This window comes from Methanooceanicella nereidis (genome assembly GCF_021023085.1).
Classification (GTDB): Archaea; Halobacteriota; Methanocellia; order Methanocellales; family Methanocellaceae; genus Methanooceanicella; species Methanooceanicella nereidis.
Map to the genome: position 1 here is coordinate 93743 of NZ_PGCK01000011.1, position 19590 is coordinate 113332.

The 19590-nt window shown below is 39.9% G+C and carries 24 protein-coding genes; 12 read left to right on the forward strand and 12 right to left on the reverse strand.

Translation table 11 applies throughout. The annotated features are described in order from the left end of the window. Nucleotides 1-216 precede the first annotated feature (216 nt). The 3 genes from CUJ83_RS12770 to CUJ83_RS12780 all read left to right on the forward strand — a co-directional run bounded on the left by CUJ83_RS12770 (nt 217) and on the right by CUJ83_RS12780 (nt 3426). Nucleotides 217-2073 carry a PAS domain-containing sensor histidine kinase gene (locus CUJ83_RS12770; protein WP_230742709.1) on the forward strand — a complete coding sequence of 619 codons (1857 nt, stop codon included), beginning with the start codon at nt 217-219 and terminating at the stop codon, nt 2071-2073. A gap of 396 nt (nt 2074-2469) precedes the next feature. Continuing rightward, the gene (locus CUJ83_RS12775; protein WP_230742710.1) at nt 2470-3096 is read left to right on the forward strand and encodes a hypothetical protein; all 627 of its coding nucleotides are present in this window, start codon (nt 2470-2472) and stop codon (nt 3094-3096) included. Then, nucleotides 3097-3426 carry a winged helix-turn-helix domain-containing protein gene (locus CUJ83_RS12780; RefSeq protein ID WP_230742711.1) on the forward strand — a complete coding sequence of 110 codons (330 nt, stop codon included), beginning with the start codon at nt 3097-3099 and terminating at the stop codon, nt 3424-3426. A gap of 10 nt (nt 3427-3436) precedes the next feature. Here CUJ83_RS12780 and CUJ83_RS12785 read toward each other — a convergent pair whose 3' ends face one another. After that, nucleotides 3437-3910, reverse strand: a complete 474-nt coding sequence (locus CUJ83_RS12785) for a flavodoxin family protein (RefSeq protein WP_230742712.1) — start codon at nt 3908-3910, stop codon at nt 3437-3439. Between the two features lie 229 nt (nt 3911-4139). Here CUJ83_RS12785 and CUJ83_RS12790 point away from each other — a divergent pair, with 229 nt between their 5' ends. The 3 genes from CUJ83_RS12790 to CUJ83_RS12800 all read left to right on the forward strand — a co-directional run bounded on the left by CUJ83_RS12790 (nt 4140) and on the right by CUJ83_RS12800 (nt 6465). Continuing rightward, complete coding sequence (locus CUJ83_RS12790; RefSeq protein ID WP_230742713.1) at nt 4140-5045, forward strand: UbiA family prenyltransferase; 906 nt, start codon at nt 4140-4142, stop codon at nt 5043-5045. A gap of 62 nt (nt 5046-5107) precedes the next feature. Further along, the gene (locus tag CUJ83_RS12795) at nt 5108-5509 is read left to right on the forward strand and encodes a PaaI family thioesterase (RefSeq protein WP_230742714.1); all 402 of its coding nucleotides are present in this window, start codon (nt 5108-5110) and stop codon (nt 5507-5509) included. A gap of 272 nt (nt 5510-5781) precedes the next feature. Beyond that, complete coding sequence (locus CUJ83_RS12800) at nt 5782-6465, forward strand: hemerythrin domain-containing protein (protein WP_230742715.1); 684 nt, start codon at nt 5782-5784, stop codon at nt 6463-6465. Nucleotides 6466-6552: 87 nt separating this feature from the next. Here CUJ83_RS12800 and CUJ83_RS12805 read toward each other — a convergent pair whose 3' ends face one another. The 3 genes from CUJ83_RS12805 to CUJ83_RS12815 all read right to left on the reverse strand — a co-directional run bounded on the left by CUJ83_RS12805 (nt 6553) and on the right by CUJ83_RS12815 (nt 8848). Beyond that, nucleotides 6553-7215 (reverse strand): DUF4013 domain-containing protein, encoded by a 663-nt coding sequence (locus tag CUJ83_RS12805; RefSeq protein ID WP_230742716.1) that lies wholly within the window; start codon nt 7213-7215, stop codon nt 6553-6555. A 438-nt stretch (nt 7216-7653) separates the two neighbouring features. Continuing rightward, a complete protein-coding gene (locus CUJ83_RS12810; RefSeq protein ID WP_230742717.1) occupies nt 7654-8244 on the reverse strand; it encodes a methyltransferase family protein in 591 nt (196 codons plus the stop codon). A 148-nt stretch (nt 8245-8392) separates the two neighbouring features. After that, nucleotides 8393-8848 carry a hypothetical protein gene (locus CUJ83_RS12815; RefSeq protein WP_230742718.1) on the reverse strand — a complete coding sequence of 152 codons (456 nt, stop codon included), beginning with the start codon at nt 8846-8848 and terminating at the stop codon, nt 8393-8395. A gap of 327 nt (nt 8849-9175) precedes the next feature. On the opposite strand from CUJ83_RS12815, the gene CUJ83_RS12820 reads away from it, so the two are divergent. Together CUJ83_RS12820 and CUJ83_RS12825 are read left to right on the forward strand one after the other, a co-directional pair. Then, complete coding sequence (locus CUJ83_RS12820) at nt 9176-9661, forward strand: hypothetical protein (RefSeq protein WP_230742719.1); 486 nt, start codon at nt 9176-9178, stop codon at nt 9659-9661. 94 nt (nt 9662-9755) lie between these two features. Beyond that, nucleotides 9756-10106: a hypothetical protein gene (locus tag CUJ83_RS12825; RefSeq protein WP_230742720.1), complete on the forward strand. Its 351-nt coding sequence runs from the start codon at nt 9756-9758 to the stop codon at nt 10104-10106. 54 nt (nt 10107-10160) lie between these two features. Here CUJ83_RS12825 and CUJ83_RS12830 read toward each other — a convergent pair whose 3' ends face one another. The 3 genes from CUJ83_RS12830 to CUJ83_RS12840 form a co-directional block, all read right to left on the reverse strand. Further along, nucleotides 10161-10418, reverse strand: coding sequence for a hypothetical protein (locus CUJ83_RS12830; RefSeq protein ID WP_230742721.1), 258 nt, complete (start codon nt 10416-10418; stop codon nt 10161-10163). A 155-nt stretch (nt 10419-10573) separates the two neighbouring features. Then, complete coding sequence (locus CUJ83_RS12835) at nt 10574-11266, reverse strand: aspartate/glutamate racemase family protein (RefSeq protein WP_230742722.1); 693 nt, start codon at nt 11264-11266, stop codon at nt 10574-10576. 180 nt (nt 11267-11446) lie between these two features. Continuing rightward, nucleotides 11447-11818: a hypothetical protein gene (locus CUJ83_RS12840; protein WP_230742723.1), complete on the reverse strand. Its 372-nt coding sequence runs from the start codon at nt 11816-11818 to the stop codon at nt 11447-11449. 257 nt (nt 11819-12075) lie between these two features. On the opposite strand from CUJ83_RS12840, the gene rsgA reads away from it, so the two are divergent. Both rsgA and CUJ83_RS12850 read left to right on the forward strand, forming a co-directional pair. Then, a complete protein-coding gene (rsgA, locus tag CUJ83_RS12845; protein WP_369424347.1) occupies nt 12076-13140 on the forward strand; it encodes a ribosome small subunit-dependent GTPase A in 1065 nt (354 codons plus the stop codon). Between the two features lie 20 nt (nt 13141-13160). Beyond that, the gene (locus CUJ83_RS12850; RefSeq protein ID WP_230742725.1) at nt 13161-13688 is read left to right on the forward strand and encodes a GNAT family N-acetyltransferase; all 528 of its coding nucleotides are present in this window, start codon (nt 13161-13163) and stop codon (nt 13686-13688) included. Between the two features lie 31 nt (nt 13689-13719). On the opposite strand, the gene CUJ83_RS12855 is transcribed toward CUJ83_RS12850, so the two are convergent. Then, nucleotides 13720-14223, reverse strand: coding sequence for a hypothetical protein (locus CUJ83_RS12855; protein ID WP_230742726.1), 504 nt, complete (start codon nt 14221-14223; stop codon nt 13720-13722). Nucleotides 14224-14458: 235 nt separating this feature from the next. Here CUJ83_RS12855 and CUJ83_RS12860 point away from each other — a divergent pair, with 235 nt between their 5' ends. Further along, on the forward strand, nt 14459-15223 hold the full coding sequence (locus CUJ83_RS12860; RefSeq protein ID WP_230742727.1) for a thioredoxin family protein: 765 nt from the start codon (nt 14459-14461) through the stop codon (nt 15221-15223). A gap of 276 nt (nt 15224-15499) precedes the next feature. On the opposite strand, the gene CUJ83_RS12865 is transcribed toward CUJ83_RS12860, so the two are convergent. The 4 genes from CUJ83_RS12865 to CUJ83_RS12880 all read right to left on the reverse strand — a co-directional run bounded on the left by CUJ83_RS12865 (nt 15500) and on the right by CUJ83_RS12880 (nt 18532). Further along, complete coding sequence (locus CUJ83_RS12865; RefSeq protein WP_230742728.1) at nt 15500-15874, reverse strand: cyclophilin-like fold protein; 375 nt, start codon at nt 15872-15874, stop codon at nt 15500-15502. A gap of 9 nt (nt 15875-15883) precedes the next feature. Further along, complete coding sequence (locus CUJ83_RS12870) at nt 15884-16738, reverse strand: NAD(P)-dependent oxidoreductase (RefSeq protein ID WP_230742729.1); 855 nt, start codon at nt 16736-16738, stop codon at nt 15884-15886. A 517-nt stretch (nt 16739-17255) separates the two neighbouring features. Next, a complete protein-coding gene (eif1A, locus tag CUJ83_RS12875) occupies nt 17256-17594 on the reverse strand; it encodes a translation initiation factor eIF-1A (RefSeq protein WP_255668588.1) in 339 nt (112 codons plus the stop codon). 458 nt (nt 17595-18052) lie between these two features. After that, nucleotides 18053-18532: a YbhB/YbcL family Raf kinase inhibitor-like protein gene (locus tag CUJ83_RS12880; protein WP_230742730.1), complete on the reverse strand. Its 480-nt coding sequence runs from the start codon at nt 18530-18532 to the stop codon at nt 18053-18055. 245 nt (nt 18533-18777) lie between these two features. On the opposite strand from CUJ83_RS12880, the gene CUJ83_RS15950 reads away from it, so the two are divergent. Next, nucleotides 18778-19587, forward strand: coding sequence for a CPBP family intramembrane glutamic endopeptidase (locus CUJ83_RS15950; protein ID WP_230742731.1), 810 nt, complete (start codon nt 18778-18780; stop codon nt 19585-19587). Nucleotides 19588-19590 lie beyond the last annotated feature (3 nt).

A 19590-nucleotide genomic window follows, 5' to 3' on the forward strand; every position in this document is an offset into this window, starting at 1 on the left:
CTGGGATTGTTTTTCTGTACGCTGCTTTCATTAAAATTGTATAGCCTTTTTGAGAATAGATACTCAAAACAAATAACAGTGGGGCTTACATGCTCACTTTTCCTGTGGACGATATATTATTTTTTTAATACCATTATCCTGTATTATTATGATTTAGACTGGTTATATTATTTTACAAAGATATTTTCAATACTCAGGTATATACCGCTAACATTTGTGATAACCTTACAACTGATGGAGCAAAAAAAGCACGTTGACAGGCATGTTTCAAAAATATTCTCCTCCATAGTAGTGATCTACTCCATCATACTGATCTTCTTTATTTCCAGGGCGGTGTTAGAGAATAACCCCCAGGTTTTTAATATCCTGATATTATCGGCCTATTTGTTTTTTGAGAATATCATCAATAACATTTTGTTAGTTCTTATCACGGTAAAAAGAAACGACAATATAAAACACCTTTATACGACGCTGATAATCAGCATAATCTTACTTTTCATAGGCGATAACGCGGAGATAATCGAAAAGATGATATCGCCAAACCTGCCGCAGATATTTACGGACTTTGGCGTCCTTCTCTACAGTTTTGGTTTCTTATTCCTTACAGTGGGGCTGATCCTGGCCGCCATAATCCATGTAAAAAGACGCGCAGACGATATGAATAAAAACTTAAACGACACGCTCCAGTTCATGGATGACCTGATAATGCAATCCCCGGACGGTGTATGTATTTTCGATGTCAGGGGCAATATTATCAAGACAAATGATAATTTTATTCAAATAATGAATATAAAAACTACCGAAGAGCTAAAAGACATTAATTTATTTAAAAGTCCCAAAGAATTTGACATGATACCACAGACATATATTGATAAGGTCAAAAACGGAGAGGCCGTATCCATACCCATGTCATATCTATCCGGCGCGGAAAATAACGGAAAGGACATTTATCTTTACATCAAGATCTTCCCGGCGAATAACTCCGAAGGCAGGATATCCGGATATATTCTAATAGCGGATGACGTCAGTGATATAAAAAGATGGGAGGATGAGAAAAAAGAGAGTGAAGAGAAATACCGCCGTATAATAGATACTTCTGAAGAAGGTATTTGTGTCATAGATGAAAATCTTAACACATTATTCGTAAATCAAAAGCTATCCGAGATCACAGGCTATACCGACACTGAGCTGATAGAGGGGAACCCATTGGACCTGGTAGATGGGCAGTACATGGATATTTTATTGACGAACCGGGACTTGAACAAAAAAGGTATAAAAAAGCAATTCGACCTCAAATGCGTTAAAAAAGACGGATCAATTTTCTGGGTGATAGTGTCATCAAGCCCCATACTGGACGATAATTCCGCATATAAGGGCTCGCTGTACATGATAACTGACATCACGGAGCGTAAAAAAGCAGAAGATGAGATCAAAAGGGCCCTGGATGAAAAAGATATTTTACTAAAAGAAGTCCACCATAGAGTGAAAAATAATCTTCAGATAATCTCGAGCCTCCTGAACTTACAGTCAGCCCAGATTAAAGATAAGCATGACCTGCAATTATTCAAGGACAGCCAGAACCGAATCAGGTCAATGGCATTGATTCATGAGAAGCTATACGGGAACGATACGTTTTCAACCCTGAATTTTCAAGATTATGTACGATCACTTACTACTTTTCTGTTTAACTCATACTCAAACAATAAAAACTTACGATTAAATTTCAATATAAACGAGATCAACCTAAATATCGATACGGCCATACCATGCGGTTTAATAATAAACGAGCTCGTCTCTAACTCGTTAAAATATGCTTTTCCCGATAACAGGGAGGGAGAGATAAGGATAGATGCCTACATTGAAAACGATATGTTCAATTTATGTGTTTCGGATAATGGTATAGGTCTTCCGGTGGATTTTGATCCGAATGGCTCGGAGACGCTCGGAATCCAGCTAGTTAATGCACTGGCAACGCAGTTAAATGGTAAAATGGAGATCAATGGCAATAACGGCACTGATTTCAGGTTAGTTTTTAATTATTCAAAGACATCGATGATCGAACCTAAAAAATAAATAACTTAGTACATTGTGTCATTCGTCGTTTATTTTTAATTATCGGGCAAAATATGGAATGATAGTTAACAGGAATACCCGATCCTGGCACGATGCATCTTAAAATCAAATGCTCAAAATACTTCCCAAAGAACTAAACGTTTCATTTAATAAAAGAAGCTTTGAGTTCTTTGAGATGACCTTTGAGCCTATGAGATGAAAATGCATCACATCCATGTATAACACAATATCGTAGCCATATACGGCAATTACCATTTAAATCAACGGATTAAAGTGATGCATCTCTAAGTGGTAATTAACATCATAAGTATATACATTGATTTAGAATATTACAAACAACTTTGCATCACAAAGTAATAAATACCTGAACCATCATAACATATTTTGAGGATAGCAATGTCAAATGATATTGACCTAAAACAATTAGAGAAAAAAGCTTACCTGTCTTATCACCAGGACGGCCTTATTGATATTTGCGCGGGACTTATACTGATAGGATTTGGCATAGCGATGGCCTATGATCTTGCCTGGATGATAGGCATATGGATTGTCACAGGTTTACCTGTTTATGCATCAATGAAAAAAGCGATAACTATCCCTCGTCTTGGATTTGTAAAATTTAAGCTGAAAAAAGAAGAGGAAGAAAAAAAGAAAAAAATGATATTGTTTAGCATCATGACCATCGTGGGTTCGTTGTTTTTTATATTCACCTTGATAATAATGAACGATATGCTGCCATCCTGGATAAATGATATGATCAAAGAATATTACCTGGTCATACTTGGAGCAACAGGAGCGTCTTTCTTCGCCATGGCAGCGTACATGTTTGAATTAAAACGTTTCTATCTTTACTCCTTGACAGTACTGGCAATATTCATAATACAACACATTATCGATATCGAGCCATACTGGGCGATGATAATATCGGGCTTTATCATTACGTTGACCGGATTATTTATAATGGTCAGGTTCATACAAAAATATCCAATCCAAAAAGATATAGAATTTAAAAGGGAGTCTTAGGTGGCCGCAGATAAAACCGATGAAATCGACGCGCAGCCAATAGAGAATATAGACAGGCTGATACATGAACCGGCGAGGCTTTTGATCATGTCATATCTTTATGTTGTGGAAAGTGCGGACTTCACATTCCTCATGCGACAGACAGGTTTGACATGGGGAAACCTTTCCTCGCATATGAGCAAACTGGAGGATGCCGGATATATAAAAGTGATAAAAGAGTTCGTGGATAAAAAACCTCACACGATGCTAACTCTCACAGATGCAGGAAGGGAAGCTTTTCGTGCGTACAGAAAAAGTATAAAGCAGGTACTCGACGAGCTTCCGGATTGATGCCTTAGTATTATTTGTTTTTTATTTCTTCTACGAAACCTTTTAATTTTTGTCCACAAAGATCTTCTTTGAGTTCTGCGTTTTTTAATCCCAGAAATGATAAGGCTTTTTTACCGCTGAGCACTTCAATTTCAGACATAGCCGAATCGGCTCCCACAGAGCCACACGTGCAAAAAATCGCGACCTTATTAAACCTATCCCTGTACTTATGGATAAAAGACCTTACAGGTGATGCCATTGTCCATGCCCACACCGGAGTGCCGATAATTATCATATCGTATGAAGCAGGATCCTTACTTAGATCGTTTATATCGATCAATTCTTTATCCCTGGCCTGGCGTCCCGATCTTAAGAATCCAATCGGACCCGACCGGTCTTCTTTGTCGGTGATCTCTTCGATATCACATCCGAGCATTGAAGATAGCTTATGTGCTACCATTCTTGTTTTTCCGGTCCTTGAGTAGTAAACGATCAGGGTTTTCACTTTAACACCAAACCGACTTATCATAAAGAATAAAATTTTTTCTATAAAAAGATATCCCGGTCTGGAAAAATACGCTTAATAGCACAGGAAAAATGCAATTATAAAATAATTAAATACAAACATATAATTTCAATATTACACCAAAACAAATAAAAATTGGATTATTACATAACCACGTATAATAAATTGTAAAATTTTTTGTGGGGGGTTAACATATTGAGGTAGACCCATGCCGGAAAATATGTCGACCCAAAAAAAGAAATATAAGTTCCTGAAAACGCTGAAGAACGAGATAATATATGGAGGGCATCTTAGCTCACTGGTTGCGCCTGCATTCATATTATCGGTATCGATCTTAATGAACAGGCCGGTGGATCTTACGATACTGGCTATAGCATACCTGATGCCCCTTATTGTTTATAGCTATGATTATTACGGGGAAATCGATAAAGATCGGACAACAAACCCTGAGCGAGTCGATTATATCGATAAAAAGATCAAAATATTCCCATACCTTATCTGCTTTTATATAGTGCTTCTTGTATCGCTGCTATTTGTTTACGGGAATTATGGATTGATGATCTGCGTATTTATTTTGACTTTAAGCGGAATAGTATATGGCCGCTTTTTTAAGGACCTTACAAAGAAAATAATCGGATTTAAGAACATATACACAGCGCTAATATGGGCATCGACGGGAACTTTTCTGTTATTGTTCTCAAACTCGGTCGAGTTCAGCGTCGCTTTCGTCCAGATATTTAACTTCATTTACTTTAAAGTGATAATAAACGTGATATTCTATGACCTGAAAGACCTTGAAAGCGATAAGGAGCATGGATTGAAAACATTGCCCGTGATGCTCGGAAATGACGGTACTTTAAAATTTTTACACGCATTGAACTTATTCGCATTCCTGCCCCTGGCTATAGGCGTGTATATCGAGATGATCCCGGTATATGCTCTTTCGCTGATCGTGCTTTACTTTTACGACTTATACTATCTGGTCAGGGCAAACTCAGCCAACAGTAAAAAGATCAGGACAGTATCATGCATTTTAGCTGATGCGGAATTTATACTCTGGCCGATACTGTTAGTGATCGGAAGAGTCGTCTGCAGTTCGGCGGGAATAATATAAGGAAAAGTTAACGGAGGTTATTTAATACATTTAATATAAACTAGGATATACAGGAGAAAGATATGGAACATATTAAAGAGTTGTTCAAGAAAGATAAGTTTGCAGAACATGCAGGCATAGAGATACTGGAGGTTTCCGGGGGAAGGTCCAGAGTAAAAATGGATATAAAAGATCACCACCTCAACGGGCTAAAAACAGTGCACGGAGGCGCAATATTCACTCTGGCTGACCTTGCGTTCGCTGTCGCTGCTAACACCCATGGTAATGTCGCGGTGGCCATCAATGCTAATATTTCCTATATGAAGGCAATATCGGAAGGTACGTTATATGCAGAGGCGGAAGAGATATCGATCAATCCAAAAATTGCCACATATACGGTCAATATTACAGACGATAATGGCGATATCATAGCAATATTCCAGGGTATGGCTTACAGAAAAAAGAATAAAGTAAATGGTAACTAAGTAAATTTTTTAATATGTTTAACGAATAGTCATTCTTTAAATCATTAATTATCCGGTCCAAGTAATTATAATCTTTTTGCATACGCATTTTATTAATATGGTTACAGTAGCTTATTCCAGAGTATTTTTTCTACCGGTCATTAAAAATAATTTTCACATAAGCTAAATACCAGCTCATACTGTACAAAACATTTCATATATGCTTAAAACGATTTTTTATTTTAGTACATTATATAATTATACCGGTCGAAAGGAACTGGATGGTGAAAAACATGAAAACGATTAAAGAGTCACAAAATGTTTGGGGCTTATTCTTCAGCAGTCTTGTCCAGGTCTCTGCGCCAAGGATATCGGGAAGGCTCGAAAAAGGACTAAGGGAGATCTCTGCGACTGAAGAGCTATCAAGGGAACATGCCATTCTTACAAGGTTGATCATAGCCATGGAAAATGTCCTGACAAGACTCTCGTCAGATATGAAAACCGATCTGACGCCTTTGAACCAGTCAGCGTTGATCATTAAAAATATCGTGATAGACCATCACATGAAATTCGAAGAAGAGAACATCTATCCCAAATTCAAATATGATAAGACCTTAATGGAGGTTGCGGATAAATTGCAGGCACAACATGATATGGCAAGGGAGACAACAAAAAGAATGCTGGAACTTACGAAGTCAAAAAAGATCGGGAATGAAAAAGAAAGGGACGAACTTATACAGTCCGGCATAATGATGTCAGACCTGATAAGAGTGCACATCGCCTGGGAAGAATCCGTATTATTTACTGCGCTGCAGGCTGCGTTACCGAAGAGTTCAATTGAAGAGCTCGACAGGAAGATGCTCGAGGACGAGGCAAAGTTTATCGGCGACGAGGGCCTAGAGAAGTTATTTGATGATCTATCACGAATAGAACGAGCTGCAGGCACTCATGATATATCGGCATTTCCGTTCAGATAAAAAATCATAAAAAAATAACAGGAGGATAATGGAAAGCAGTCATTGGCTACGCTGCTTTCCGGTTATATAATTTTAATTTTACCGCATCTAAGCAATATTTGCTCCTTTTAATATGGCCTTCTTATAGAACCATACATAGAGATATGCTCCGGATACAGTGCCAAGAAAACCGGTCCAGGGTGCCGTTATTACGATCGCGCCTAATACGGACAAGAATATACCTATTAAGAAAGTACCGACAAGTACGCCTATGTAACCGAGAGGCTCAGTCATGAACAGTTTGATGCCATTCAACGGGTTAAGTGCTTTTCCAAGATCGCCGGTAGCCGCATAAACGAGCCAGGACAGATAGAACAGCAATCCCAGTAAGCCCCCTATAAGCATTATCGGTAACAGGAATATTACTCCGGCTGCAAGCATTATATTGCTGTTAAAAATATCTCCAGCGATAAATAACGGGCATACCAGTACGTACAATAATCCGATAACAAGGGCATAGACTATAGCCAGGAGTATCACTACCAGGCCGTCTTTAAACAATCCGCCCCAGTCATCCCATGCAGGCATTTTGCCATTACCCTTGATCAGTTCCTTTCCGCATCTCGTTATATACCCTAAAAGGAAGGGTATACCGATGATGAAAGCTGATAAAATTGTGAATAAGCCGCCTATCAGGAAGGCTCCGAGATCTGAAACGCCATATTTTATTGAATTGACCATTGCGTCAATAAATCCTTCATTTTGTTCCATTCTAATTACCTCTTATTTTCGGTATTCAACATACCTATCATACATAGGTATATAGATTAACTATGTATATATAAAGCTTTTGCACATATGGTACATATGGTAGGGAAGATATAGCATTCTTTACCGGGCAAACACTAGAAAATTAAGTTAGAATAGAGCGCTATACATGCATTTTTAAATTCAAATATTATGAGATAAAAAAGCTAGCATAAATGTAAAATTTTTTATCAGTCCAGTACATTAATTCACGATACTGAGGGCTAAAACGATCATGATAATGGACAATGATATGATCATATATCTCAAAAAAATTAGCTTTAAAAGAGAAATGGTCAGTTTTTTATTTCAATCCAATTGTTACATACCTGATCGAATAATAATAAGTAATTCCATTATTCGTTAATTAAAAAAGTTACGAATATGTAAAAAGTTTAAATTTTATTTTGTATTTTTTGGGATAAGAAATCCGGTATTTTTCTTATATTCCAGATATTTTTGACCGTAACGGATCTCCAGATCCTTTTCCTCTGCGATACACATATAATAATAGATCGGGACCCATATGAATGAGAACACAAAGAGGAACGGGGAGTTCAATAAAAGTGATATGACCCATACGAACGGCAGTTCACCGAGTGCCTGCGGATGTCGGATCTTATCATATATCCCTCCGTACATCGTATGTTCCTTTTTCACGATCATGGACTCTTCTCCGGCATCCAGCACGCCCCTTAATAATATATATCCCGAAGGTATGGCCAGGATGACCGCCAGGACTGCGGAGAACCGCCAATCCCACGGGAAGGTCTGCGGGACAGGGATCGGTAACGGAAAAAAATAATAGACTACATAGCACAGGAAGCTGATAGTCATGAATATCCCGGATAACATCCGGTATTGAGTACATTTTTTATATGCATTCTTCCCGATCTTTTTTTCAAGCGCTGCAGGACCCACGCTTTTGATGTAAAAGTAAAAACTTAACAGGCATGTAGCTGTCATTATTATTACGTTTATCCATTCAATCAACTTATCTACCAGCTTGATGTTTATTTATTTTCATGATCCGGATGATAGCTTATTGATCATGCTTTTTTAAAAAAGTTGTATCTTATCATATAAAATAATTAATATGAATTCCTGTTATCCGGAACATATTTTTAAGCTCCGATATATGTCACTTACTGATAAGGATGGATCTTTCCAGTTTCCCCATCTCATTCCCATCGATGGTTATCTTTATCTCGAACCGATATTTTCCTTCTATCAAAGGCACATCAGGAATTAAAAATTGAGGCATGGAACCCGGCGGGAAGATCAATTCTTTCGTTTCACCGGGCTTGATCCTGAGACCCTTAATATAATCCGAGACTTTATAATCCCCCTCGTGCACCTTTATTTCACCGAACACGGTTTTTCTTTTTACCAGCACTTTAGCATTAGCGTCCTTTATATCTTTTTCACCGGTATTTTTAATCTTTATAAAAGCTGTTACGGCATCGCCTACACGATAATGGTCCTTGTTAGTCCCCCATTCAATGATATCCACATGGTGCCCTTTTACGGATGCCGGTAAAGGTAAAGACACTGACAGGAAAGAACGCCAGATATTAACGAAATTATTCTTCATCATCGTTATTTTAACTATTATATTGATGAAATTTATCGCTTAAAATATCTGACAAATATGTCAAAAATAATAAATTATCGTAGAATATGCATTTCCGGATAATACAGAAAACACTTTTGAACATACACCATAGTTTCCGGGACCGGGAATGACTATTAAGGAATTACCAACATCCTGGACAATCGGTTATGTAAATACACTTTAAAATAACATAATTATAGCCAAATATAACAAGCATTCAGTAATAAAATGCATAATTTATCCGCTCATACGCTTTTAATTTTAACATTCTATAAATAAATCTAATCAATTATTTGATTGGGGGATGAAATGAAAATATCAAAAATCGTATTAGTATTAGTCGTGTTTTCAATAACGGCTGCATTTGTGCTTCCGTCCAGCGCTTCGTTCTTTAGTCCCTATGGGGGATACGGGCTGGGATCGCCGGCAGGATGCGGATATGGTTATGGAAGTTGCGGTACTCCATGCGGATACGGCCTCGGAGGATTCCCGTCATCATCACCAGGATGCGGACTGGGCGGATTCCCGTATGGAGCAGGCTATGGTATGGGAGGATTCCCATTCGGTTCAATGTTCGGCCTCGGCAGTTCACTCTTTGGCAGCGGCCTCGGTCTTGGTGGATTCCCGTATGGAACAGGCTTAGGCTTAGGTGGCTACGGCCTTGGACAGTGCGGAACAGGCTTAGGCTTAGGTGGCTACGGCCCGGGACAGTGCGGAACAGGCTTAGGCTTAGGTGGCTACGGCCCGGGACAGATCGCAACACCATACGCATCGACAGCTGGCGTTTCACAGTAAGTTGATAAGCCAGTATATATAAAATGGTCAAGAGACTTACTTGGCCATTTTTATAATAATGTCAGTAAAAATACCTTTTAAAAAGAGGGATGATATGAAAGTATCAAAGATCATATCACTGTTAGCAGCATTAATTTTAGCCACGGCCTTAGTGCTTCCATCCTGTGCAGGGGTTTTCGGACAAGGATATTGCAGTTGCGGGACACCGTTCGCATATGCGCCGTTCAATATCCCGTTATGCGGGCTATGCCCTTCGCCGTATACGTACAATAATTTTGCCGCTTATGGATTTCCTTACGCAGGAAGTTTCGTACCCGGCACATTCGGGTTCGATCCGGGCGCATACCAATTCGGTTCATCATGGTGCCCGGGAATAAACCCGTCAGCATTCGGATATGGCGCGAATAATGCAATACCTCTGACTGCGACAGGTGCATGTCAATAAAAAAGATAAATATATGGCCAGGTATCTATCTTGGCCATTTTTAACCATATTAAATTAAATCAGATACTTATACAGTGCAAATACCACGACAAGATATCCGATCAATCTTGCTACGAATGTCAACATTTCAACATTCTCGAAGCCCAGAACCATTACCAGATACGATAAGCCTAAAAGGCCGAATGCAATAGCGATCAATAACGGTACTTCACTGCGTTTTTTATGGTATCCGAGATAGCCTATAATCAATATGAAAACACATAGAATAAGGTCCATCACAGTTAATGGATCAAGATTTAAATTAATGGCCATATTACACACCGTATTATTATATAAAATATTATTTATAATAATGTTATTACAATTAATTTTATAATCATCCCGGTCAAGAACTTTGTTAGAACGCAAAATACGCGGTCAATAACTTAAGAAAATTTTAAAATAAGAAAATATTGATCGATCTCAGATCAATTCAAAGCCATATCTACTGCGGAAACGGCATGTATCGTCATAGTATCGAAAACAGGCACGTTCACATCCTCTTGCTTTATGATAAGCGGTATTTCCGTACATCCCAGGATTACGCCTTCGGCGCCACTCGAGACAAGTTTCGCGATGACTTCTTTGAATCTGGCTTTTGAAGATCGCTTTATCACTCCCGCACATAATTCTTCAAAGATGATACGGTGGACTTCTTCACGGTCATTTTCGTCGGGAATGATAGCCTCAATGCCATAATTTTCCTGCAGCCTCTTTTTATAGAAGTCCTTTTCCATCGTGAATTTCGTACCGAGCAGGCCGACTTTCTTCAAGCCTTTTTCTTTTATGTTCTGCCCGGCTGCGTCGGCGATATGTATCAATGGTATATCGGCTTGATCGCGGACATCGTCGGCCATTATATGCATCGTGTTCGTACAGATAATGACAAAATCAGCGCCTGCGGTCTTTAACTTTCTTGCTGCCCCCACCATTTTTTCAGTCAATTCTTTCCAATCGCCCTCGCGCTGCAGTTTTGCGATCTCTTCAAAATCGACAGAGCACATAATACATTTCGCGGAATGTAAGCCGCCAAGCCTGTCCCTTACCGATTCATTGATGATCCTGTAATATTCTATGGATGATTCCCAGCTCATTCCGCCTATCAGCCCTATTGTTTTCATGTATGAAGCTCCTGTGTCATTATATATTAACAGATAATGAATGAAAATCTTATTCCCTGAAGTATTAAAATATTTTTTTATATTGCTCAGGCGATAACACCTAAAAGATATAAGATCTCAAGCGCATAAGTGGCCGGATAACAATACATCCGTTATGAGACCGTTTTCATGACCATCAGGCTATGACAGGGTGAACGTATAAAGAATAGCCCCCATCGCGGATAATAAGAAAGCGAATAAGATCGAGATGAGAAATTTGCTATCTGTTACCTTATAATACAGGTCCCGCTTAAAGGATAATATCGCTAAAGACATCGGCATGATCAAAAAGGATACCGCAAAAGTGATCAGTAAGGCGGCAAGAACATCGCCGCAAAATAAGCTATTAAAATTAAGGTAGATCATCGATAACGGGATTAGAGGAGATATAAGATAGAATGCCGGATTATCTTCGACGTTATAAATAAAGCTTCTAAAATTTATGCCGTGGGGAGAGCAAAAAGTCTGGTTTGGTATATGATATATCGATTCATCAAACTCTTCTTCATGCATATGATCTCACCGAATAGATGCCATAGGCCCATGATCTTGAATTATCCATGCTTTCGATTCTGCAGTTAAAACGACCGCTTAAAGCTTCTTTATAGACGATATTCCCTTAATAAGAAGCATATTATGCCGATAATGAAATAGTTGTTGGTCATAAAAAATGAATTAATATAATATGTTTTATTTGAAAAACAAACTTGATATTAGACGGAAAGATATATTATATTATTAGCCTATCATCAAATGCGGAGATGACAATGATGGATCCGATCTTAAAAAAATACGGCTGGAACAGCTTTTTTGAAGAGAGTTTTAAAGACTACCCCGACGGATATGAGGCAGGAAGGGTATCCATTGAGTACAAGAATGGTTTTAAAGTCCTGACCAAAGACGGCGAAGTGCGGGGGAAGGTCTCCGGGAAATTACGACAGACCGGAATACGGCCTTCAGTGGGGGACTGGGTTGTGATCTTAAGGGACGATAGCAGGACCGCATCGATCCATTCAATACTGCCCCGTAAAAGCAAGTTCTCCAGAAAAGATCCGGGAAGAGTCGCCGGCGAACAGGTAATAGTGACTAACGTAGATCATGTGTTCATAGTCACATCGCTTAACAGGGACTTTAACCTGAGAAGGCTGGAAAGATATGTGGCCATAGCGAAAGAAAGCGGGGCCGTCCCGGTAGTAATACTAAGTAAATCAGATATTTGCGATGACCCTGAAGAAAGAAGAAAAGAAGTCGAAGAGATAGCCCCCGGCATCAGCGTACACGTTATTAGCGCTATAAAGAATACGGGCATAAGCGAACTCATGGACTATTTCAGCGCAGGGAACACTGTTGCCCTATTGGGTTCATCCGGTGTCGGAAAATCAACCCTTATAAACATGATCATGGGCTATGAAAGGCAAAAAGTGAGCGGGATAAGAGAAGACGACGACAGGGGCAGACATACTACAACCGAGAGAGAACTGATTTTACTCGACGGAGGCGGGATCATCATCGATAATCCCGGCATGAGAGAGCTGCAATTATGGGAAGCCGGGGAAGGCCTGAAAGAAACTTTTAGCGACATCGAAGAGCTTTCCAGACTATGTAAGTTTTCTGATTGTAAACATGATACAGAGCCCGGATGTGCTATAAAGAAGGCCATAAAAGAAGGCACGCTCTCAGAGAAAAGGTATCAAAGTTACTTAAAGCTTCAGAGAGAGTTCTTAGCTGTCGAGATGAAAAAGAACATAGGATTAAAAAACATGGAAAAGAAAAAGTGGAAACAGATAAGTAAATATGCAAACCAGATAAGAAAAAATAAAGAGAAAGGCATATAGACATCGATAGAGGCCGGATCATGAATATACCTGAAAAATTATTGACTGAAAGGTTAATAATAAGAAAATTCCAGAATAAGGATCTTGAGCCTTTCAGGAAATTTATGAAGGATGAAAATGCAACAAAATACCTGCTTTTCAACCCGGAACAAAAAACAGAAAAAGGCATAAAGGAGCTATTTGACTGGACGATAAGCTCCTATGGTACATCGGACCAGGTCTTTTCTTTAGTCGTGGCGGATAAAAATACGGATGAGTATATCGGTTCCATAGGAGTGGCACCGGATCCGGAGAGTTCGGATCACCAGATATACTGGTCGATATTGCCGGAACATTGGAGAAAGGGATATGCTGCAGAAGCTACCGCGGAATTAATTTACTATCTTTTTGAGACCGGTATAAAAAGAATAGTAGCATATTCTCACCCGGAAAACATAGCTTCGACAAAAACCGCATTAAAGGCAGGAATGAAACATATGGGCAAGATCCGCGTAGAATGGGCGGAAAACGAAGCTGACCATTTTATAATTGAAAAAATTAAGAAATAAATAAGGATACCTGAAGTACCCGTATTTCGATCTATTTTATCTTTAACTGTGTGTACGCGTATATAGCTCCGCCTATCGCCGCAAATATTATAGTGAACAATATGCTGAATGGAGCACAGCAGCATGCAGATCCTACAGCGCTACCAAGTCCGAGCCCTAGACCTGTGCCCAGGCCTTCAGTTATGGTCGAAGTATATTCATATGTGGTACCCAGCAATATCGGCTCTATAAAGGCGATTATCATTTGCGCTATCGCACTCAGGATACCGGCCACCAGACCGGCCACTGCAGATAACGAAAGAGCGTCGTTAATTCCCGTAATGTAAGGCGCAGCATAGCGCGTCGCGAGAGCGCCCGTACCGGCCGCGATTACCATTAAGAATATCCAGATACAACATCCAAGTAACCCGATGATAGTAACTGCTTCTATCCACGATATTACGACGTTTATCACTAACATAAGCACATGGCTCAATGCGAGCAGTATACCGCCGATAACACCTGCCTTAACTGCCTGAGCGTATTTTGGTTCCATAAAACACCCCATTATAATTAGCGCATAGAATATAAAAAATCATTGATTAAGCCGGTAATGATAAGGACTACGAAGAACCGTATCCATCTATAAAAAAAATTATGACAAATATCATCTTCAAATCGCAGATAAAATTTTTATAGATAATAATAAATTTGGTTATTTAATTGTAAATACAATTATATAATAATTAATTCTATATTATTCTAATATTATGTAATTGGTGGAGATCCTGATGAGACCTTATCAAATAATATTAACCTTTTTGATATTAGCGGCAGGTATAACTCTAGCTTTAGGCTGTACAGAACAGGTAACTCCTACTCCCACACCTGTACCTGAGGTATCGCCTGAGCCGACCGTGATACCGGGCAAAGAAGTGACAGCAACACCGCTGGGAACTGAGATCCCTGCCAGACCTACAGTCACTGCTCCCACCGCAACCGCAATAGTAATACCGACACCAACACCCGCAGCGACCGTAATACCAACTCCCGCGCCTACAGTGACACCCGTCCCGACTCCGGTAATGTCACCTACGCCGACCCCTGAAGCGACGCCGACGCCAACTCCAACTCCAACTCCAACTCCTGCACCGACACCGACACCGACGCCAGTACCGACACCCCCGCCTTCACCTTCATATATGCAGGGGATAGATTCAGCATTACAACGAGGTCCTGTATTTATCCTGTTCGGAGCACCGTGGTGCCAGTATTGTAACGAAGAGAAACCGATAGTAAGCGAGCTATCTAAGGAATACCGGGGCATATCATTCCAGGAGGTAAACGTCGACGAAAGCAAGGACATAGCAAAAGCATTCGGTGTAAGCATGATACCCCAGATGAATATCATTGTGAAGAGAAATCCTGACGGTAGCTACGTATACGTAACACCCGGAGGAGGGACTACTACGGATAGAGGCGGTTCAAAGATTTTAGGCTTTAAGACCAAAGACCAGCTCAAACCATTACTGGACGCCGCCATGGGCGCCAGGTAAGGACTTTGATCCCATCCGGAAAATACCGTGAGAATATTACTTCTCGCGGTTTTATTTAAAATGATAATATAGGCATTATAAGGGGACTTTTAAATATTTTTATTTAAAAGTATTACTCCGATAATAAATTAAAAAGCAGTATGAATTTGACATGAACATTACTGCAGTAGTAAACTTTACAATGAGCCTCTTTTATCTCAATAATTATAGTATAGATCCATAAAGTCACTTTAAATTACTTTGGTTCTACTCTGCGAGGATATAATGAGAAGCCCTTCATGCCATTTCTATCCGTATTTTCTTTACGCCCTTTACATTTTTAAGAATAGTAGCATCCCCAATGACCTTACCCACAATATTCACCTCGCTTGCAGGAACGGGCTTCTCACCCTTGCTCATAGGTGTCGGGCCGAAAAATATGGCCATGGCCATACCCGGAGGCCAGTACCCGATGTCACCGATATTTACGTCCATGGTCGCCGTTTCGTCAAGAGGCATATTCACGGGGACTTCAAAATAAAACTCGTCGCCCCATTTACGCGGTATGACCTCAAGAGGCAATTTAATGGCGATCTGATTACCGCAGGCTGTATCAAATAATTCGGCCTCGAGCATCAGATCATTAATGATAATCCTTACCGGCGTCGCCATAAACTCTCCTTAATAGTCCTTCATGACTTTATAGACCGCTGAAAAATCTAACCTGTCAAGGTCTTTTGAGTATGTCATACCGTATAGTTCCTTGATCATGCTTCCGGTGAACAGAGGTCTTTTCATAGACTTAGCAAGATCCTGGAGATAATGAAGGTCTTTGTATATTAGCGACGATGAAAAATGCGTCGAAAAGTCTTCTTTGTTCAGCTTCTCCTTTTTACCATTGAGTATAGCGCAATTTCCGGCACCTGCAAGAAGGATGTCAATTACCTTACTCTTTTCAATTCCTGCGTTTTCACCGAATACCACTGCTTCCGCACAGGTTGCCATTATGGAGCCTAGGACAAGATTATTGATGAGCTTCATTTTAGTCGCCATGGACGGCTCTTCAAGGTAAAATATGGTCTTGCCGAACTTTTCGATTATAGGCTTTGCCTTTTCATATGCGCTTTTATCTCCGCTGACCAGTACTGTCAATGCCCCCTGTGAAGCTGGTACAACGCTCCCCAGCACAGGCGATTCAAGATAATGTGCATCATGTTTTCGAGCTTCTTCATAGAATCCCGCGACACGGTCAAAATGATTCGTTGATGTGTCGACAATGATCTTACCTGAACAATCGCCGCTTAACAGCCCGTTCTCCCCGGCAATCACCGAAGAGACTGCATCGCTATCAAAAAGGTTCAGGAACACAATATCGACTTCAGACATAAGTGCCTCAGGGCTTTCTGCAACAGGCACGCCCAGGTCGGCAGCTTTCTCCTTTGTCCTGTTCCATACTCTGAGCTCAATGCCTTCGCTTATGAGCCTTTTAGCGATCGTCTTGCCCAGGTAGCCCAGACCGATAAAACCGACTTTCATGAAATGTCTCCCTGTGATTTAATCATAGTTAGAAAATCAATTTTATTTTAAAAGACATAAGCATATCTATATGGAACCGGTTTATGGCACAATTATGACCGGGTTTTTAGCTAAAACAGGTTGGACTATCAAATATCTAACAAATCAGTCTGCCACAAAGGCAAACAAGGAACACAAAACGTTAACCACAAAGCGCACAAAGGCAAACAAGGAACACGAAAAAATTTTAAGTATATGATAACCTTCTAAAAAAAGTCCTTTGTGTACCTTGTTCGCCTTCGTGCGCTTAGTGGTTAACAAAAATAGTGTACCTTCGAGCACTTTGTGGCAAAATAGAAGATATAATAAACAAGGAATTAGCGGGACAATCTATTTAGTATTACCATATTTCTTAAAAACAATGTTTTTATTAGGTATATGACCACGGACTTAGAATCTCAGGATAACCGGACTAAGCAAATAAATTATTTCCTGAGATCATAAAGTCATCGGGTTTGATCTGATATCCTTATTTTATCTAGACGGTTTTTAAATACCCTTTTTTCTCAAGCCAGTTAGCCTGCGGGCCCGTGTATCTCCATACTACGTCAGCCTTTTCGTCCTGGAACTCCCAGGGTACGATAATAACGATGTCGCCTTCACGGATCCAGGTCCTCTTCTTCATCTTCCCCTGTATCCTGCACATTCTGGTCGTACCGTCAAGACACCTTACTGTGACACGGCTTGCTCCCAGCATATTCGTAACTGTGCCTAAAACTTCCCTTTCCTTTTTATTGGGCGTTCTTACTCTTACGATCTCGCCATCCTGGCCGGTTGTTGACTTTCCGCCCTTACGATTATTATTTGGTTTATACAGTTAATCACCTTCAAGCTTTTAGTAATACTTTTCCTTTCAACCCCTATACCTGGTAATTTCACGGGGGCATAACCATAATACAGAGGATATAGTAGCTTCAATCCAGTATTCAAATGATAGAAGCTTTATTAAACTCCATTTCAACTGTAATTACAGTCTTTATTTGTTAGCAGACGAGAACCTCAAAAGTAGTTGCATTGGTACGAAGTAATGAACGTGCTAGCAAATTACCCGGCCAATAATTCTTATTTGAAGATACCTCATTATCTTACCTGTGAAGATCCGCACACAAAATGTAATCTTCCGGTATTATAAAATGATCTGACTTATATAACTAGATTTACGGGCTAGTACATAGCTTTTGTGCATAGTATTATAGTAAAAAGGCTATAAAACCGGTAAAAATTAATAATTAATATAGATTTCACGGTTCTTTGTAGATACATTCTTTAGTATATTTATACCCTTTTATACAGTCCGACGATCCCGGCTTCGGCAAGTATGTGCCTTTTCATCAAACTCATCACGTTATTTTTAGTTACTCCCGAAGGCAGGTCTAACTTAGTGTCAAGCGCATAAATACGGAACCTGTACCGGTGAGGTTTTCCTTTCGGCGGGCACGGCCCCCCGTATCCTTGCATCCCGAGATCATTCTTTCCCTGTGAACCGCCTTTTTTTATTATCTCAAAAGCTGCCATACCTTCTTCAAGTTCCACCATATCAGCCGGAAGATTATAGACTACCCAGTGAGTAAATTCTTTACCGGGAGCGTCCGGATCGTCTACGATCAATGCATACGACACAGTACCGGCAGGAGCTCCGCTCCAGGAAAGCTGCGGCGATATGTCTTCCCCATCGCATGTATATTTAGCCGGGATCTTTCCGCCGTTCACGATAACTTTACTGTAGATAATAAAATCATTGGCTGTTTCTGGCATGAACTCCCTCCTGTGCAATACAGGTTTTTGGAGCGTTATTATACTATGTCGGTATTTAGTGATTTAGCCATAATTGCCTGAATTAACGGTTTTTAAGAGATAATTGAACAATAATAAGTTATTTTTATCTTACGAATATGTCATTAATATAGATCGGGACACTTAAAATAGGTATATCAAATCAAGACGCGGCTATATCATTATAAGCTAAAAGACGATAATCATTAGTTACAGGATGATCCATCGTGAACAGTTCGTCACAAAAGGCTATGGCGTTCATTGAAGTGTTATTTATCTTTTCTTTAGTCGTTATCATATATCGGGCGTTATTGACCACTTCACTTAATGTCTGGGAAAACCGGATATTCGACAGGAATTTTTTAGAATACCTGATCATAGCGGCCATACCTCTTGTATTCTTAATTATTAAAAGAAAGAAATTTTCTGAGTATGGAATCTCAACTGGTAATGTTAAGTATCAACTGGACATCGTGACAATATGCGCCATACCCATTATTGTGCTTTCCATCTCTCTTTTCATACTTGACTGGAAACATTGGGAAGGAGCTTTGATCGTATCCTCGATAGAGATAGTGCTATTGTATATAATTGCATGGTCTTTGAGAAAAAAACCCGCTGCAGGCAATGTCAACACATCGTGCATGTCCGTTTTTTTGATGTCAGGCATATTATTATCCGGATCGGCCTCGTTGATAGGAAACATAGCTCTGACTTTCATCTTTTTCTTCGTGTTCGTCGGCCCTGCTGAAGAGATCCTGTTCAGGGGATACATCCAGTCAAGGCTTAATGAGGTGTTTGGCCGACCGTATTGTTTTTTTGGTGTGAACTGGGGTATGGGATTGATAATCGCTTCACTGATATTCGGACTGTGGCATGTCTTAAATCCCTTCAACCCGTTCCTCGGAAAATTTGATCTTGCATGGCAATGGGGCCTGTGGACGTTCTTTGCCGGACTGATATTTGGCTTCATCCGTGAAAAGACCGGCAACATCACAGCTCCTGCCATACTTCATGGATTGCTGAATTTCCTTTGAAGT

Excerpts from the sequence above, each read along its gene's own strand:
- CUJ83_RS12825 (WP_230742720.1), top strand. The coding sequence starts at position 9,756 with ATGAAAGTATCAAAGATCATATCACTGTTAGCAGCATTAATTTTAGCC.
- CUJ83_RS12800 (WP_230742715.1), top strand. The coding sequence starts at position 5,782 with ATGAAAACGATTAAAGAGTCACAAAATGTTTGGGGCTTATTCTTCAGC.
- CUJ83_RS12860 (WP_230742727.1), top strand. The coding sequence starts at position 14,459 with ATGAGACCTTATCAAATAATATTAACCTTTTTGATATTAGCGGCAGGT.
- CUJ83_RS12840 (WP_230742723.1), bottom strand. The coding sequence starts at position 11,818 with ATGCATGAAGAAGAGTTTGATGAATCGATATATCATATACCAAACCAG.
- CUJ83_RS12855 (WP_230742726.1), bottom strand. The coding sequence starts at position 14,223 with ATGGAACCAAAATACGCTCAGGCAGTTAAGGCAGGTGTTATCGGCGGT.
- CUJ83_RS12880 (WP_230742730.1), bottom strand. The coding sequence starts at position 18,532 with ATGCCAGAAACAGCCAATGATTTTATTATCTACAGTAAAGTTATCGTG.
- CUJ83_RS12815 (WP_230742718.1), bottom strand. The coding sequence starts at position 8,848 with ATGATGAAGAATAATTTCGTTAATATCTGGCGTTCTTTCCTGTCAGTG.
- rsgA (WP_369424347.1), top strand. The coding sequence starts at position 12,076 with ATGGATCCGATCTTAAAAAAATACGGCTGGAACAGCTTTTTTGAAGAG.
- CUJ83_RS12835 (WP_230742722.1), bottom strand. The coding sequence starts at position 11,266 with ATGAAAACAATAGGGCTGATAGGCGGAATGAGCTGGGAATCATCCATA.
- CUJ83_RS12795 (WP_230742714.1), top strand. The coding sequence starts at position 5,108 with ATGGAACATATTAAAGAGTTGTTCAAGAAAGATAAGTTTGCAGAACAT.
- CUJ83_RS12870 (WP_230742729.1), bottom strand. The coding sequence starts at position 16,738 with ATGAAAGTCGGTTTTATCGGTCTGGGCTACCTGGGCAAGACGATCGCT.
- CUJ83_RS12805 (WP_230742716.1), bottom strand. The coding sequence starts at position 7,215 with ATGGAACAAAATGAAGGATTTATTGACGCAATGGTCAATTCAATAAAA.
- CUJ83_RS12790 (WP_230742713.1), top strand. The coding sequence starts at position 4,140 with ATGCCGGAAAATATGTCGACCCAAAAAAAGAAATATAAGTTCCTGAAA.
- CUJ83_RS12865 (WP_230742728.1), bottom strand. The coding sequence starts at position 15,874 with ATGGCGACGCCGGTAAGGATTATCATTAATGATCTGATGCTCGAGGCC.
- CUJ83_RS12850 (WP_230742725.1), top strand. The coding sequence starts at position 13,161 with ATGAATATACCTGAAAAATTATTGACTGAAAGGTTAATAATAAGAAAA.
- CUJ83_RS12775 (WP_230742710.1), top strand. The coding sequence starts at position 2,470 with ATGTCAAATGATATTGACCTAAAACAATTAGAGAAAAAAGCTTACCTG.
- CUJ83_RS12820 (WP_230742719.1), top strand. The coding sequence starts at position 9,176 with ATGAAAATATCAAAAATCGTATTAGTATTAGTCGTGTTTTCAATAACG.
- CUJ83_RS12830 (WP_230742721.1), bottom strand. The coding sequence starts at position 10,418 with ATGGCCATTAATTTAAATCTTGATCCATTAACTGTGATGGACCTTATT.